This window comes from Burkholderiaceae bacterium, assembly GCA_024235995.1.
GTDB lineage: Bacteria > Pseudomonadota > Gammaproteobacteria > Burkholderiales > Burkholderiaceae_C > Ottowia.
Window position 1 is genome coordinate 1,000,773 of the sequence record JACKLI010000001.1, and the last position, 14,283, is coordinate 1,015,055.

Consider the following 14,283-nt stretch of genomic DNA (forward strand, 5'->3'; position numbering starts at 1 on the left):
TCTAGCTTATCGCGCTTGTTGTATGCGGGCCAGCGGCTTTTTTACCTGAAAACTCACAAGGGCCGGTTCTCATCCGGGTCGGGCGCGCGGCGCTGGGGCGCCAGCAGCAGCACGCTCACCGGCCACCACAGCGCGGCCTCCAGCACGGGGGCCAGCAGCAGCGTCCAGCCCGGCAGCGCCGCCCCGCCGATCAGCCGCAGCACGATGGTGATGGCGTGCGCCGCCGCGAACAGGGGAAACAGCTGCACCGCCTGGCCGGGCACCCCGAACCACAGGATACGCCGGTGCAGCATGATGGCGAAGTAGATCAGCACCGAGTAGGCCAGCGCGTGCTGGCCCAGGCGCGCGGCCTGGTGCACGTCCAGCAGCAGCCCGAAGACGAAGGCCGCCACCAGGCCCACGCGGCGCGGCTGGTGGATGGCCCAGAACACCAGCACCACCGCCAGGAAGTCGGGCATCCAGGGCACGCGCCCCAGCGGCAGCAAATCCAGCATCAGCGCCACCAGCAGGCTGCCCCAGATGAAGCCGGGGCGCGCCGGCAGCAGCAGTTGCTGGCCGCGGGGCATGATCATGGCGCGCTCCTTCGAGCCGCAGGGGGCTTGCCTGCCGCCGCGGCGTGGCCCTTGCCCGCCGCTTTGCCGGTGGGCTTGGCCGCGGGCTTGGCGGGGGCCTGGGGCGGTGCGGCGGCGGTGTCGGGCGCAGGAACGGGGGCGGAGGCGGCCGTGGCGGCCTGCGCCGCCTGCGCCGCCTGCGCCATCGGCGTCAGCACCATCACGTGCGTGACGCCCTGCAGCTGCGCCAGGGGCTGGCACAGGATGTGGGCGAAGCTGCTGTCGCTTTGCCGGTCGACGCTGGCCACGCGCGCCACCGGCAGGCCGGGCGGGTACACGCCATCGATGCCGCTGGTGGTGAGCAGGTCGCCCTCCTTCACGTCCTCGCCCGCGGGCATGTAGCGCAGTTCCAGCAGGCCGCCCTGCGCTGTCGGGTCGCCATAGGCCACCCCGCGCGTGCCGGTGCGGGTGTTGACCACGGGGATCACCTGGTCGCGGTCGATCAGCAGGGTGACCTCGCTCACGAAGGGGTAGACCTGCGTGACCTGGCCCAGCACGCCGTCGCCGTCGAGCACCGGCGAGCCGGCGGCGATGCCCTGCAGCTGGCCCTTGTCGATCACCACGCGGCGGCTGTAGGGGTCGGTGGCGTCGTACAGCACCTGCGCCGCCTGCGAGGGCACGGGGATGCGCTCGCGCAGCGCCAGCAGGCCACGCAGGCGGGTGTTTTCCAGCAGCAGCTGCTCCACCTGGCCGGCGCGCTGCGACTGCTCGGCCAGCTTGCGGCGGGCCGCGTCCTCGGTCTTGCGCGCGGTCTTCAGGTCGGTCAGGTAGCCGCCGAACTCGCGCGCCGCCTGCACCGGCTGCAGCGCCAGCCACTGCGCCGGATACAGCACGGTGGCGATCGCCGCGCGCAGCGGCTGCACCAGGTGAAAGCGCGCGTCGGCCACCATCAGGAACAGCGCCAGCGCGCTCAGCAGCACCAGCTTGGACAGCGCCGAGGGCCCCTGCTTGAAGAAGGGCGGGGGCGTGCGGTCGAGCGTCTCGAGCGGCATGGCGGATCAGCGTGCCAGGTGGGGGCGGTCGCCCCACGCGCTGCGCACCGGCACCCCACTGTCGAAAGGCCGCGGAGCAGGCCAGGCCAGTGCGCCCGTGGCCGGGGTCCCCCCGGCCACTGGGCGCGTCCCCTTGAGGGGAAGGCGCGCCAGCGCCTCAGGGGTGGACGTCATTCATTGGTGAAGATGTTGCCCAGGCGCTCCATGCGCTCCAGCGCCATGCCGCAGCCGCGCACCACGCAGGTCAGGGGCTCCTCGGCCACCAGCACGGGCAGGCCGGTTTCCTCGGCCAGCAGGCGCTCCAGGTCGCGCAGCAGCGCGCCGCCGCCGGTCAGCATCATGCCGCGCTCGGCGATGTCGGCGCCCAGCTCGGGCGGGGTTTCCTCCAGCGCCTTCTTCACCTCGGAGACGATGGAGTTGAGCGGCTCGGTCAGCGCCTCGAGGATTTCGTTGCTGCTGATGGTGAAGCTGCGCGGCACACCCTCGGACAGGTTGCGGCCCTTGACCTCCATCTCGCGCACCTCGCTGCCCGGAAACGCGCTGCCGATCTGCTTCTTGATGGACTCGGCCGTCGGGTCGCCGATCAGCATGCCGTAGTTGCGGCGGATGTAGTTGACGATGGCGTCGTCGAACTTGTCGCCGCCCACGCGGGCGCTGCCCTTGTAGACCATGCCGCCCAGGCTGATCACGCCCACCTCGGTGGTGCCGCCGCCGATGTCCACCACCATCGAGCCGCTGGCCTCGCTGACGGGCAGGCCGGCGCCGATGGCCGCCGCCATCGGCTCCTCGATCAGGTAGACCTCGCTGGCGCCGGCGCCCAGCGCCGACTCGCGGATGGCGCGGCGCTCCACCTGCGTGGAGCCGCAGGGCACGCAGATGATGATGCGCGGGCTGGGCTTGAGCAGGCCGCGCGGGTGCACCATGCGGATGAACTGTTTGAGCATCTGCTCGGTGACGGTGAAGTCGGCGATCACGCCGTCCTTCATCGGGCGGATGGCCTCGATGTTGCCCGGTACCTTGCCCAGCATGGCCTTGGCCTCGCTGCCCACGGCCTGGATCGCCTTCTTGCCTTGGGGGCCGCCTTCGTGGCGGATCGAGACCACCGAGGGCTCGTTGAGCACGATGCCCTTGCCCCGCACGTAGATCAGGGTGTTGGCGGTGCCCAGGTCGATGGCCAGGTCGGTGGAGAAGTACCGACGGAATGCTCCAAACATGAAATATCCTTTTGGGCGGGGCGCGTCGGTGGGCACCAGCCTTCGCCGCCCTTGCGCGATGGGTTCGATGCGAAATGGGAGGGGATTGCGCTCAAAAGCAGCCGTTTTCAGGCCGTTTGGGCGAAGGCGGGATAATACTTCATCGCTCCGCCCGCGTCACCGGTGCGCGGGCGCCAAACACCTGACCTTTTCCCTGATTTTTCGGCTTGTTACATGGCTTTGACCCTGACTGACATCGACCGCATCGCGCATTTGGCGCGCCTGGCGCTCGAAGACGGCGAGCGCCAGCCCCTGCTGGAGCGCCTGAACGGATTCTTCGGCCTCGTCGAGGCCATGCGCGCCGTCGACACCACCGGCGTCGAGCCCCTGGCCCACCCGCTGGCTGCCGTGCAGGACGTGCAGCTGCGCCTGCGCGAGGACGTGGCCAGCGAAAGCGACCAGCGCCAGGCCAACCAGCAAAGCGCCCCGGCGGTGGAAGACGGGCTGTTCCTGGTGCCCCGGGTGATCGAATGAGCGGCGCCGCCTTGCATCACTCCAGCGTAGCCCAACTGGCCACCGCCCTGCGCGCGCGCCAGGTGTCGGCCGTCGAGCTGGCCCGGCACTTCCTGGCCCGCATCCAACGGCACGCCGACCTGGGCGCCTTCCTGGCCGTGGACGAGGCCGTCACCCTGGCCCAGGCCCAGGCCGCCGATACGCGCCTGGCCGCCGGCGACGCACCCCTGCTGACCGGCGTGCCGCTGGCGCACAAGGACATCTTTGTCACCCGCGACTGGCCCACCACCGCCGGCTCGCGCATGCTGGCGGGCTACCGCTCGCCGTTCGACGCCACCGTGGTGCGCCGCCTGGCCGAGGCCGGCATGGTGGGCCTGGGCAAGCTCAACTGCGATGAGTTCGCCATGGGCTCGGCCAACGAGAACTCGGCGTTCGGCCCGGTCAAGAACCCCTGGAACCCGGCGCGCGTGCCGGGCGGCTCCTCGGGCGGCAGCGCCGCCGCCGTGGCCGCGGGCCTGGCGCCGGCCGCCACCGGCACCGACACCGGCGGCTCCATCCGCCAGCCGGCCAGCTTTTGCGGCCTGACGGGCATCAAGCCCACCTACGGCCGCGCCAGCCGCTACGGCATGATCGCCTTCGCCTCCAGCCTGGACCAGGCCGGCCCCATGGCGCACACCGCCGAGGACTGCGCGCTGCTGCTATCAAGCATGTGCGGGCCCGACCTGGACCGCGACTCCACCTCGCTCGACGTGCCGGCGGAAGACTTCACGCGCAGCCTGAGCGATTCGCTGGACGGCCTGCGCATCGGCGTGCCGCAGGAGTTCTTCGGCGACGGCTTGGCCCCCGACGTGCGCGCCGCCATCGAGGCGGCCCTGGCTGAGCTGGAAAAGCTGGGCGCGCGCCGTGTGCCGATCTCGCTGCCGCGCACCGAGCTGGCCATTCCGGTGTACTACATCATCGCCCCGGCCGAGGCCAGCTCCAACCTGGCGCGCTTCGATGGCGTCAAGTTCGGCCACCGCGCCAGGGACTACGCCGACCTGGAGGACATGTACAAGAAGACCCGCGCCGAAGGCTTCGGCGCCGAGGTCAAGCGCCGCATCATGACCGGCACCTACGTGCTCTCGCACGGCTACTACGACGCCTACTACCTGCAGGCGCAAAAGCTGCGCCGCATGATCGCCGACGACTTTCAGGCCGCATTTAAGCAGTGCGACGTCATCGCCGGCCCGGTGGCGCCCACCGTGGCCTGGGCGCTGGGCGCCGAGCGCGACCCGCTGGCCGATTACCTGGCCGACGTCTACACCCTGCCCGCCAGCCTGGCCGGCCTGCCGGGCATGAGCGTGCCGGCCGGCTTGGGCGAAGGCGGCATGCCCGTGGGCCTGCAACTGATCGGCAACTACCTGCAGGAAGGGCGTTTGCTGAACGTGGCGCACCGCCTGCAGCAGGCCACCGATTTCCACCTCCGCCATCCGGAGGGCTTCTGACATGAGCGCCCCCAAACTCATCCACGGCTACGAGGTCGTCATCGGCTTCGAGACCCACGCCCAGTTGCAGACCCACAGCAAGATCTTCAGCCGCGCGCCCACCGCGTTTGGCGCCGCGCCCAACACCCAGGCCTGCGCGGTCGATCTGGCCCTGCCCGGCACGCTGCCGGTGATGAACCGCGAGGCGGTGCAGTGCGCTATCAAATTGGGACTGGCGCTCGGCTCCCACATTGCGTCGCGCAGTGTTTTTGCCCGCAAGAACTATTTTTATCCCGACCTGCCCAAGGGCTACCAGATCAGCCAGTTCGAGATTCCGGTGGTGCAGGGCGGCACGGTGTCCTTCTTCGTCGGCGACGAGAAGAAAACCGTACGCCTGGTGCGCGCCCATCTGGAGGAAGACGCCGGCAAGTCGCTGCACGAGGACTATCAGGGCATGAGCGGGATCGACCTGAACCGCGCCGGCACGCCGCTGCTGGAGATCGTCACCGAGCCCGACCTGCGCGGCAGCGAGGAAGCCGTGGCCTACGCGCGCGAGCTGCACAAGATCGTCACCTGGATCGGTGTGTGCGACGGCAACATGCAGGAGGGGAGCTTTCGCTGCGACGCCAACGTCAGCGTGCGCAAGCCGGGCGCGCCGCTGGGCACGCGCCGCGAGATCAAGAACCTGAACAGTTTCAAGTTCATGCAGCAGGCGATTGATTACGAGATTCGCTGGCAGATCGAGCAGCTGGAAGACGGCCACGCCATCCAGCAGGCCACCGTGCTGTTCAACCCCGACACGGGCGAGACGCGCGCCATGCGCACCAAGGAAGACTCGGCCGACTACCGCTATTTCCCTGACCCGGACTTGCCACCGCTCTGCATTTCGGAGCAATGGATCGAAGAAACACGCCGGCAAATGCCCGAATTACCGCGCGCCATGGCCGAGCGCTTCGTGCAGCAGTACGGCCTGCCCGAGTACGACGCCAGCACGCTCACGCAATCGCCCGCAATGGCGGCTTATTTCGAAGAGGCAGCCCAGGCCAGCGGTCAGCCCAAGCCGGCCAGCAACTGGGTGATGGGCGAGGTCTCCAAGCGCCTGAACGCCGAGGAGATCGGCATCGAGGCTGCCAGGGTCTCGGCCGTGCAACTGGCGCAGCTGGTCGGCCGCATCCAGGACGGCACCATTTCCAACAACGCCGCGCGCCAGGTGTTCGATGCGCTGTGGTCGGGCGAGGGCAGCGCGGTGGACGCCGTGATCGAGGCCAGGAGCCTCAAGCAGATGAATGACACCGGCGCGCTGGAGAAGATCATCGACGAGGTCATTGCCGCCAACCCCGACAACGTGGCGCAGTTCAAGGCCGGCAAGGACAAGGCTTTCAACGCCCTGGTCGGCCAGGTGATGAAGGCCAGCAAGGGCAAGGCCAACCCGCAGCAGGCGAGCGATCTGCTCAAGGCCCGGCTGGCCTGATGGGGAGGTTGGGCCGCCCCCAGCCAGCTGGCGCGAGGCGGGTTTTCAGGGGCGGCTGGCTTCGCCGTCCTTGGGCGCCGCGCCGGCCCACAGGGTTTTCAGGTGCGCCGCCTCGGCGTCGAAGCGGGCGTTGATGCGCGCCTGCTCTTCCTGCTGGGCGGCAATGGCGTGGCGCTGATCGCGCTGCGCCTGCTCGTTGTCCTCGATCCCGCGGCGTACGCGCGCCGGGGCCTTGGCGGGGTTCTGACGGTAGAACTCCATCTCCTCGTTCAGCGCCTTGCGCTCGGCCTGCAACTGGGCGATGCGCTGCTCGGCCGCGTCCATCACGGCCTGGGTCTGGGCCAGGGCCTTCTTGCGCTCCAGGTCGTGCGTGGCGGCGTCCGGGTAGCGCGTGAGCAGCACCTGGTCGCGCCGGATGGCGTCGCGCGCGCGCTGGCGCGCCAGCGCCGCCTCGCGCTCGTGGGCACGCTGGGCGTCGCGCTCGGCCGCGGTCGGCGTGGGCGGGATGACGCGCAGCGTGGCGCCGCTGTTGCTCAGCTCGCGCTGCGGCCGGTCGATGCAGGCGGCAATGGGGCGGTCGGAGGTGATGCGCCGGCCCTGGGCGTCGGTGCAGGTGTAGATGGCGCTTTGCTGCGCCCAGACCTGACTCCCGCCCAGCAGGGCCAGGGTGGCGAGGCGCCGGGCGCGGCGCAGGGTCTGGGCGGTGTTCATCGGCTTGGTGGTTCAATCGACGCCGTAGCGCGCGCGGTACGCGGCCACGGCGTCGTAGTATGGCAAAAACGTGGTTTCCGTCTTCAAAAGTTGCAATAAATGTGCCAACTTGGCAATGGCGCAGACCTGCAAACCCAGCTGGTCGCGGACGTAATTCACGGCGCTCCAGGGCACATCCTGGCCGTTTTCGGTGGCCTTCTCCTGCCGGTCGAGGGCAATGGCCACCGCGTGCGGCGTGGCGCCGGCCGCGCGAATCAGCGCGATCGATTCGCGCACCGCGGTGCCGGCCGAGATCACGTCGTCCACGATCAGCACCCGACCCTGCAACGGGGCGCCCACCAGGGTGCCGCCCTCGCCGTGGTCCTTGGCCTCCTTGCGGTTGTAGGCAAAGGGCTTGTTCACGCCCAGGCGCGCCAGCTCGACGGCGACGGCCGCGCCCAGCGGAATGCCCTTGTAGGCGGGGCCGAAGATGACGTCGAACTCGATGCCCGAGGCCAGCAGCGCGCGTGCATAGAATTGCGCCAGGCGGCCCAGCTTGGCGCCGTCGTCGAACAGGCCGGCGTTGAAGAAATAGGGTGACTGGCGCCCGGCCTTGGTCTTGAAGTCGCCAAAGCGCAGCACCCCGCTGTCGATGGCAAATTGCACGAACTCGCGCGCCAGCTGGTCTTGCCCGCTGCCTGCCTGTGTTGCGCTCATGGGAGACGTCCTTTTGTTCAAACTCACCAGCCTCAACCTCAACGGCATCCGCTCGGCCGCCACCAAGGGCGTCGAAGCCTGGCTGGAGCAGCACGCGCCGGATTGTATTTGCGTGCAGGAGGTTAAGGCCCAGATGCCCGACCTAGCGGGCCGCTTCGAGGTGCTGGCCGGCATGCAGGGCCACTTTCACCTGGCCGAGAAAAAGGGCTACGCCGGCGTGGGCGTCTACACGCGCCACGCGCCCAGCGACGTCGTCACCGGCTTCGGCATGGCCGAGTTCGACGCCGAGGGCCGCTACGTGGAGCTGCGCTTCGACACCCCGCGGCGCCGGTTCTCGGTCATCAGCTGCTACTTTCCCAGCGGCTCCTCGGGGCCCGAGCGGCAGGAGGCCAAGTTCCGGTTTCTGGACGGCTTCTACCCCGTGCTGCAGCGCCTGAAGGCCGAGCGCGAATTCATCCTGTGCGGCGACGTCAACATCGCGCACCAGGAGATCGACCTCAAGAACTGGAAGAGCAACCAGAAGAACAGCGGCTTTTTGCCCGAAGAGCGCGCCTGGATGACCCGCGTGCTGACCGAAGGCGGCCTGGTGGACGTGTACCGGCGCCTGCAGCCCGAGGCCACCGACGCGGCCTACACCTGGTGGAGCAACCGCGGCCAGGCCTACGCCAAGAACGTGGGCTGGCGGCTGGACTACCACCTGGCCACGCCCGCCATGGCGGACAAGGCACGCCGCGAGGCGATCTACAAGGCCGAGAAGTTCTCCGACCACGCGCCGATCACGATCGAGTACGAGATGACGATTTGAATAAGATTAAGATGAGGCTGCTGTTGGCATAATTTGCCAATCAAACTCAACCGGAGATCGCCGTGCCGACGCGTAATGTCGTACTGACCCCGCATCAAACGTCATTGGTCGAACACTTGGTGGGCAGCGGTCGCTACCAAAACGCCAGCGAAGTGCTGCGCGAAGGATTGCGCTTGGTCGAACAGCGCGAGGCGGAAGATGCGTTGCGCCTGCAGGCCTTGCGCGCAGCCGTGAACGTGGGCATCGAGGATTTCGCCGCGGGCCGATTCGAGACCTTTGATTCGGCGCTGCCCCTGCGCGAGCACCTGCAAGCCCTGGCGGCCCGAGCCATCAAAAAGGCATGAGCGCGCCGGGCCGCTCCCAAGCGCGAATCCCGCAGCGCGCAGCGCGGAGGGCTGGTCCAACTCACGCGCCGGGCCGCTCCCAAGCGCGAATCCCGCAGCGCGCAGCGCGGAGGGCCGTTCAGTGAGCGTGATGTGGCGCATTCGGCTGGCCCGGCAGGCCGAAGCCGACATGAGCGACATCCTGCAATGGACGGCCAGGCACTTTGGGCCCGCACAGGCCGAGCACTATGCGCAAACCGTCATTGCTGCGATCGAGGCCCTGGGTGGCGGGCCGGATATGGCCGGTGTGCGCATGCGCAGCGACATTGCCCCGAACGTGCGTACCCTGCACGTGGCACGGCATGGCCGCAAGGGACGGCACTTCGTGGTTTTTCGGGTGGCCGATGCGCACGCCATCGAAGTGCTGCGCGTGCTGCACGACAGCATGGATTTGGCGCGGCATATTCCAGCAGCGCCGTCTGCCGATCCAGCTTGAACGACCACGCGCCGATCACGATCGAGGATGCGATGACGATTTGACTTGCCGCCATCAAATGCGCACGAATGGAATCGAAATGCCCGCCGATCCCGCCCTGGCCCGCAAGCAGCCTGTCAACCCCACGCTCAACGAAGCCCTGGTGGCGCAGGCCCGGACCTACACCGACAACCTGCCGGCCACCATGAAATCCCTGCTGGCGCAGTTCGTCACGGCCCAGGAAGCAGCGCGGCGCCAGCGCCAGCAAAGGGCCGGCGCCTGCGCGGCCGACTGGAATGCGGTGCATGCGGCGATCGGCTCGTTTGCCGACGGGCATTCTTCGCCCCTGTGATGATCGCCGATGCGCTGGACGAACTCCTGACACGGTCCTGGGGTTGATGGCGCGCTGACGATGAGGCTTGCGGCGCAGGCCCCATCAAAACCCCCGCATCCACCACGCCCCGTCCAGTTGTAGCTGCAGCCAGGCGATGAAGCCGGTGACCTTGGCCGGCACCAGCTTGGGCGATGGAAAGACGGCGTGCATCTCCTGCACCGGCAGCGCGTGGTCTTCCAGCAGGGGCAGCAGATGGCCCTCGGCCACCGATTCGCGCGCCACGTACCAGGGCAGCATGGCCAGGCCCATGCCGGCGCGGCAGGCGGCCAGCACGGCCGACAGGTTGTTGCTGCGCAGCGGCCCGCGCACGGGGATCGACAGGTCCTCGCCGCCCGGCCCGTGCAGCAGCCAGCGCGCGTCGCCCTGCACGCTGCTGTAGATCAGGCAGGCGTGGGTGGACAGCTCGGCGGGCGTGCGCGGCTGGCCGTGCGCCGCCAGGTAGGCCGGCGCGGCGGTCAGCACCCAGGGGTTGATGCCCAGATGGCGCGCGCCCAGGCTGGAGTCGGCCAGGCGGCCGATGCGGATGGCCACGTCCACCCCCTGCTCGACCAGGTTGACGTACTGGTCGTCGAAGCCCAGATCGATCTGCAGGCCGGGGTGCTCGGCCATGTAGCGCAGCACCAGCGGGATCAGCACGCGCCGCCCGAAGGCCACCGACGAATTGATGCGCAGCGTGCCGCTGCTGCCGGCCTGCGCCAGGCCGGCCAGGCTTTCGGCGTCCTCCACCTCGCGCAGGATGGCCTTGCAGCGCTCGTGGTAGAGCGCGCCGGCCTCGGTGGGCGTGACGCCGCGCGTGGAGCGGTGCAGCAGGCGCGCGCCCAGGTGGCGCTCGGCCTCGGCCACGGCCTTGGTGGCGGTGGGCTGGGTGGTGCCCAGCTCGGCCGCGGCCTTGCTGAAGCTGCCGGTCTCCACCACCCGCACGAAGATCTGCATGGCCTGAAAGCGATCCATGGGCGCATCCTACCGTGGCGCCGGCATTTATTCCATGGCGGAATGGGTCATATGCGGGCCTTGGCCTTCCCCCATGCGGCCAGCGCCGGCACCATCGGCGCCCATGGACACAAGGAGCAAAGCATGGCCAAGATGAAGGCCGCGATGGCCGCGGTGCTGGTGATGGAAAAGGAAGGCGTGACGCAGGCCTTCGGCGTGCCCGGTGCCGCCATCAACCCGTTTTACGCCCAGCTCAAGGAGCGCGGCACCATCGGCCACGTGCTGGCGCGCCACGTCGAGGCCGCCTCGCACATGGCCGAGGGCTACACCCGCGCCGTGGCCGGCAACATCGGCGTGTGCCTGGGCACCAGCGGCCCGGCCGGCACCGACATGCTCACCGGCCTGTACTCGGCCAGCGCCGACTCCATTCCCATCCTGTGCGTCACTGGCCAGGCGCCGCGCGCCAAGCTGCACAAGGAAGACTTCCAGGCGGTGGACATCGCCAGCATCGCCCGGCCCGTCACCAAGATGGCCACCACCGTGCTCGAGCCGGCGCAGGTGCCGCGCGTGTTCCAGCAGGCCTTCCACCTGATGCGCTCGGGCCGCCCGGGCCCGGTGCTGATCGACCTGCCCTTCGACGTGCAGATGGCCGAGATCGAGTTCGACATCGACACCTACGAGCCGCTGCCCGTCTACAAGCCCGCCGCCACGCGCAAGCAGGTCGAGCGTGCGCTCACCATCCTGAACGAGTGCGACAAGCCCTTGATCGTCTCCGGCGGCGGCGTCATCAACGCCGACGCCAGCGACCTGCTGGTCGAGTTCGCCGAACTGATCGGCGTGCCGGTGGTGCCCACGCTGATGGGCTGGGGCACGCTGCCCGACGACCACCCGCTGCAGGCCGGCATGGTGGGCCTGCAGACCTCGCAGCGCTACGGCAACGCCAACCTGCTGGCGAGCGACTTCGTGCTGGGCATCGGCAACCGCTGGGCCAACCGCCACACCGGCTCGCCCGAGGTGTATTGCAAGGGCCGCCGCTTCGTGCACGTGGACATCGAGCCGACGCAGATCGGCCGCATCTTCACGCCCGAGCTGGGCATCGTGTCCGACGCCGGGGCTGCGCTCAAGCTCTTCGTCGAAGTGGCCAGGGAGTGGAAGCAGGCCGGCAAGCTGCGCGACTTCTCGGCCTGGGCGCAGGAGTGCCAGGGCCGCAAGAAGGATATCCAGTACCTGCGCAAGACCCACTACGACAACGTGCCGATGAAGCCGCAGCGCGTGTACCAGTGCATGAACAATGCCTTCGACAAGGACACCTGCTACGTCTCGGTCATCGGCCTGTCGCAGATCGCCGGCGGCCAGTTCCTGCACGTGTACAAGCCGCGCCACTGGATCAACGCCGGCCAGGCCGGTCCGCTGGGCTGGACGCTGCCGGCCGCCCTGGGCGTGCGCGTGGCCGACCCCAAGCGCAAGATCGTGGCGCTGTCGGGCGACTACGACTTCCAGTTCCTGATCGAGGAGCTGGCGGTGGGCGCGCAGTTCAAGCTGCCTTACATCCACATCGTGGTCAACAACAGCTACCTGGGCCTGATCCGGCAGAGCCAGCGCGGCTTTGCGATGGACTACTGCGTGCAGCTCGCCTACGACAACGTCAACTCGCCCGAGGTGCAGGGCTACGGCATGGACATCGTCAAGGTCACCGAGGGCATGGGCTGCAAGGCCATCCGCGTGCATTCGCCCGACGAGGTGGCGCCCGCCATCCGCAAGGCTGAGGCGCTGATGGCCGAGTTCCAGGTGCCGGTGGTGATCGAGATGATCCTCGAGCGCGTGACCAACATCTCCATGGGCACCGAGATCGACAATGTGACCGAGTTCGAGGAGATGGCGGCCGGCAAGCAGGACGTGCCCACCGCGACCACCGTTTCCATGCTCGACTGAATGTTTGCCAAGATTGGAGTGATTGACATGCCCAAGCTCGCCGCCAACCTGACGATGCTCTACAACGAGGTGCCGTTCCTCGACCGCTTCGCGCTGGCCGCCAAGGACGGTTTCAAGGCCGTCGAATTCCTCTTCCCCTACGCCTTCAAGGCCGACCAGATTCGAAAGCTGCTGGATGCCAACGGCCTGCAGCTGGTGCTGCACAACCTGCCGGCCGGCAACTGGGACGGCGGCGAGCGCGGCATTGCCTGCCACCCCGACCGCACGGCCGAGTTTCGCGAAGGCGTGACCCAGGCCATCGCCTACGCCGGGGCGCTGGGCGTGGGCCAGCTCAACTGCCTGGCGGGCAAGGCGCCGGCGGGCGTGCCCGACGCCCAGCTGCGCCGCACGCTGGTCGAGAACCTGCGCTACGCCGCCGCCGCGCTGAAAAAGGCCGGCCTGAAGCTGCTGGTCGAGCCCATCAACACCTTCGACATTCCGGGCTTCTACCTGCACGGCAGCGCGCAGACGCTGGCGCTGCTGGACGAAGTCGGCAGCGACAACCTGTTCCTGCAGTACGACATCTACCACATGCAGCGCATGGAAGGCGAGCTGGCCGCCAGCATGCAAAAGCACCTGGCGCGCATCGCCCACATCCAGCTGGCCGACAACCCCGGCCGCAACGAGCCGGGCACGGGCGAGATCAACTACGCCTTCCTGTTCAGGCACCTGGACGCGATCGGCTACACCGGCTGGATCGGCTGCGAATACAAGCCGGCCGGCCACACCACCGAAGGCCTGGGCTGGATCAAGGCCCTCATGCCATAAACAAGGAAGACACCATGAGCAAGCAATCCCTCAACATCGGTTTCATCGGCCTGGGCATCATGGGCACGCCCATGGCCGGGCACCTGGCCGCCGCCGGCCACAAGCTGTTCGTCAACACCCGGGGCCAGACGCCCGAGGCGCTGCAGCAAGCCGGGGTCACCCGCTGCCCCAGCAACAAGGCCGTGGCGCAGGCGGCCGAGATCATCATCGTCATGGTGCCGGACACCCCCGACGTGGGCCAGGTGCTGTTGGGCGAGGGCGGCGTGGCCGAGGGCCTGTCCAAGGGCAAGCTGGTGATCGACATGTCCTCGATCTCGCCGGTCGAGACCAAGGAATACGCCGCCAAGATCGAAGCGCTGGGCTGCGACTACCTGGACGCGCCGGTCTCCGGCGGCGACGTGGGCGCGCGCAACGCCACGCTGTCCATCATGTGCGGCGGCAAGCCTGCAGCCTTCGAGCGCGCCCGGCCGGTGCTGGAATTGATGGGCAAGAACATCACGCTGGTGGGCGGCACGGGCGACGGCCAGACCTGCAAGGTGGCCAACCAGATCGTGGTGGCGCTCACCATCAACGCCGTGGCCGAGGGCCTGCTGTTCGCCGCGCGCGCCGGGGCCGACCCGGCCAAGGTGCGCCAGGCGCTGCTGGGGGGCCTGGCCACCTCGCGCATCCTCGAGATTCTGGGCGAGCGCATGATCAAGCGCACGTTCGATCCGGGCTTTCGCATCAAGCTGCACCAGAAGGATCTGAACCTGGCGCTCACCGCCGCGCGCCAGCTCGGCCTGGCGCTGCCGGCCACCTCCAACGCGCAGCAGCTCTTTTCCGCCTGCGTGTCGCACGGCGGCGAGGCCTGGGACCACTCGGGCATGGTGCGCGCGCTGGAGAAACTGTCGAACTTCGAGATCGGCCAGAAGGCCGGTTGATCCACCCCCTTGAGGACAGTGCATGAGCGCGCCGGGCCGCCCCCAAG

Annotated in this window: 16 protein-coding genes; 10 read left to right on the forward strand and 6 right to left on the reverse strand. The window is 68.7% G+C overall.

The features are described from left to right. Positions 1–53: 53 nt before the first annotated feature. The 3 genes from mreD to H6927_04960 all read right to left on the reverse strand — a co-directional run bounded on the left by mreD (position 54) and on the right by H6927_04960 (position 2,817). The gene (gene mreD / locus H6927_04950; protein ID MCP5217441.1) at positions 54–572 is read right to left on the reverse strand and encodes a rod shape-determining protein MreD; all 519 of its coding nucleotides are present in this window, start codon (positions 570–572) and stop codon (positions 54–56) included. Further along, positions 569–1,603, reverse strand: a complete 1,035-nt coding sequence (mreC, locus tag H6927_04955) for a rod shape-determining protein MreC (GenBank protein MCP5217442.1) — start codon at positions 1,601–1,603, stop codon at positions 569–571. The genes mreD and mreC overlap by 4 nt, the downstream gene beginning before the upstream one ends. Before the next feature lie 170 nt (positions 1,604–1,773). Further along, positions 1,774–2,817 (reverse strand): rod shape-determining protein, encoded by a 1,044-nt coding sequence (locus tag H6927_04960; protein ID MCP5217443.1) that lies wholly within the window; start codon positions 2,815–2,817, stop codon positions 1,774–1,776. 213 nt (positions 2,818–3,030) lie between these two features. Here H6927_04960 and gatC point away from each other — a divergent pair, with 213 nt between their 5' ends. Genes gatC through gatB form a run of 3 tightly spaced genes read left to right on the forward strand, consistent with a single transcriptional unit; the run spans position 3,031 to position 6,243 of the window. Next, the gene (gene gatC / locus H6927_04965) at positions 3,031–3,330 is read left to right on the forward strand and encodes an Asp-tRNA(Asn)/Glu-tRNA(Gln) amidotransferase subunit GatC (GenBank protein ID MCP5217444.1); all 300 of its coding nucleotides are present in this window, start codon (positions 3,031–3,033) and stop codon (positions 3,328–3,330) included. Continuing rightward, complete coding sequence (gene gatA, locus H6927_04970) at positions 3,327–4,793, forward strand: Asp-tRNA(Asn)/Glu-tRNA(Gln) amidotransferase subunit GatA (GenBank protein MCP5217445.1); 1,467 nt, start codon at positions 3,327–3,329, stop codon at positions 4,791–4,793. Before gatC ends, gatA begins: the two co-directional genes overlap by 4 nt. A 1-nt stretch (position 4,794) precedes the next feature. Further along, on the forward strand, positions 4,795–6,243 hold the full coding sequence (gatB, locus tag H6927_04975; protein ID MCP5217446.1) for an Asp-tRNA(Asn)/Glu-tRNA(Gln) amidotransferase subunit GatB: 1,449 nt from the start codon (positions 4,795–4,797) through the stop codon (positions 6,241–6,243). A gap of 45 nt (positions 6,244–6,288) precedes the next feature. Here the strand turns inward: gatB and H6927_04980 are convergent, their stop codons facing one another. Next, a complete protein-coding gene (locus H6927_04980) occupies positions 6,289–6,954 on the reverse strand; it encodes a DUF4124 domain-containing protein (GenBank protein MCP5217447.1) in 666 nt (221 codons plus the stop codon). Positions 6,955–6,966: 12 nt separating this feature from the next. Beyond that, positions 6,967–7,650: an orotate phosphoribosyltransferase gene (pyrE, locus tag H6927_04985; protein ID MCP5217448.1), complete on the reverse strand. Its 684-nt coding sequence runs from the start codon at positions 7,648–7,650 to the stop codon at positions 6,967–6,969. Positions 7,651–7,663: 13 nt separating this feature from the next. Here pyrE and xth point away from each other — a divergent pair, with 13 nt between their 5' ends. The 4 genes from xth to H6927_05005 all read left to right on the forward strand — a co-directional run bounded on the left by xth (position 7,664) and on the right by H6927_05005 (position 9,605). After that, on the forward strand, positions 7,664–8,455 hold the full coding sequence (gene xth, locus H6927_04990) for an exodeoxyribonuclease III (GenBank protein ID MCP5217449.1): 792 nt from the start codon (positions 7,664–7,666) through the stop codon (positions 8,453–8,455). Between the two features lie 62 nt (positions 8,456–8,517). Further along, positions 8,518–8,799: a type II toxin-antitoxin system ParD family antitoxin gene (locus tag H6927_04995; protein ID MCP5217450.1), complete on the forward strand. Its 282-nt coding sequence runs from the start codon at positions 8,518–8,520 to the stop codon at positions 8,797–8,799. Between the two features lie 130 nt (positions 8,800–8,929). Then, positions 8,930–9,274 (forward strand): type II toxin-antitoxin system RelE/ParE family toxin, encoded by a 345-nt coding sequence (locus H6927_05000; protein ID MCP5217451.1) that lies wholly within the window; start codon positions 8,930–8,932, stop codon positions 9,272–9,274. A gap of 79 nt (positions 9,275–9,353) precedes the next feature. Then, complete coding sequence (locus tag H6927_05005; protein MCP5217452.1) at positions 9,354–9,605, forward strand: type II toxin-antitoxin system CcdA family antitoxin; 252 nt, start codon at positions 9,354–9,356, stop codon at positions 9,603–9,605. A gap of 84 nt (positions 9,606–9,689) precedes the next feature. Here H6927_05005 and H6927_05010 read toward each other — a convergent pair whose 3' ends face one another. Then, on the reverse strand, positions 9,690–10,598 hold the full coding sequence (locus H6927_05010) for a LysR family transcriptional regulator (GenBank protein MCP5217453.1): 909 nt from the start codon (positions 10,596–10,598) through the stop codon (positions 9,690–9,692). A gap of 123 nt (positions 10,599–10,721) precedes the next feature. Here H6927_05010 and gcl point away from each other — a divergent pair, with 123 nt between their 5' ends. Genes gcl through H6927_05025 form a run of 3 tightly spaced genes read left to right on the forward strand, consistent with a single transcriptional unit; the run spans position 10,722 to position 14,236 of the window. Then, the gene (gcl, locus tag H6927_05015; protein ID MCP5217454.1) at positions 10,722–12,509 is read left to right on the forward strand and encodes a glyoxylate carboligase; all 1,788 of its coding nucleotides are present in this window, start codon (positions 10,722–10,724) and stop codon (positions 12,507–12,509) included. Positions 12,510–12,536: 27 nt separating this feature from the next. Further along, on the forward strand, positions 12,537–13,316 hold the full coding sequence (hyi, locus tag H6927_05020) for a hydroxypyruvate isomerase (protein MCP5217455.1): 780 nt from the start codon (positions 12,537–12,539) through the stop codon (positions 13,314–13,316). A gap of 14 nt (positions 13,317–13,330) precedes the next feature. Then, positions 13,331–14,236 (forward strand): 2-hydroxy-3-oxopropionate reductase, encoded by a 906-nt coding sequence (locus H6927_05025; GenBank protein ID MCP5217456.1) that lies wholly within the window; start codon positions 13,331–13,333, stop codon positions 14,234–14,236. Positions 14,237–14,283: the final 47 nt, after the last annotated feature.

Bases quoted from the DNA above. Each gene is read 5' to 3' on its own strand.
- mreD (MCP5217441.1), bottom strand. From the start codon at position 572: ATGATCATGCCCCGCGGCCAGCAACTGCTGCTGCCGGCGCGCCCCGGC.
- mreC (MCP5217442.1), bottom strand. From the start codon at position 1,603: ATGCCGCTCGAGACGCTCGACCGCACGCCCCCGCCCTTCTTCAAGCAG.
- H6927_04960 (MCP5217443.1), bottom strand. From the start codon at position 2,817: ATGTTTGGAGCATTCCGTCGGTACTTCTCCACCGACCTGGCCATCGAC.
- gatC (MCP5217444.1), top strand. From the start codon at position 3,031: ATGGCTTTGACCCTGACTGACATCGACCGCATCGCGCATTTGGCGCGC.
- gatA (MCP5217445.1), top strand. From the start codon at position 3,327: ATGAGCGGCGCCGCCTTGCATCACTCCAGCGTAGCCCAACTGGCCACC.
- gatB (MCP5217446.1), top strand. From the start codon at position 4,795: ATGAGCGCCCCCAAACTCATCCACGGCTACGAGGTCGTCATCGGCTTC.
- H6927_04980 (MCP5217447.1), bottom strand. From the start codon at position 6,954: ATGAACACCGCCCAGACCCTGCGCCGCGCCCGGCGCCTCGCCACCCTG.
- pyrE (MCP5217448.1), bottom strand. From the start codon at position 7,650: ATGAGCGCAACACAGGCAGGCAGCGGGCAAGACCAGCTGGCGCGCGAG.
- H6927_05000 (MCP5217451.1), top strand. From the start codon at position 8,930: ATGTGGCGCATTCGGCTGGCCCGGCAGGCCGAAGCCGACATGAGCGAC.
- H6927_05005 (MCP5217452.1), top strand. From the start codon at position 9,354: ATGCCCGCCGATCCCGCCCTGGCCCGCAAGCAGCCTGTCAACCCCACG.
- H6927_05010 (MCP5217453.1), bottom strand. From the start codon at position 10,598: ATGGATCGCTTTCAGGCCATGCAGATCTTCGTGCGGGTGGTGGAGACC.
- gcl (MCP5217454.1), top strand. From the start codon at position 10,722: ATGGCCAAGATGAAGGCCGCGATGGCCGCGGTGCTGGTGATGGAAAAG.
- hyi (MCP5217455.1), top strand. From the start codon at position 12,537: ATGCCCAAGCTCGCCGCCAACCTGACGATGCTCTACAACGAGGTGCCG.
- H6927_05025 (MCP5217456.1), top strand. From the start codon at position 13,331: ATGAGCAAGCAATCCCTCAACATCGGTTTCATCGGCCTGGGCATCATG.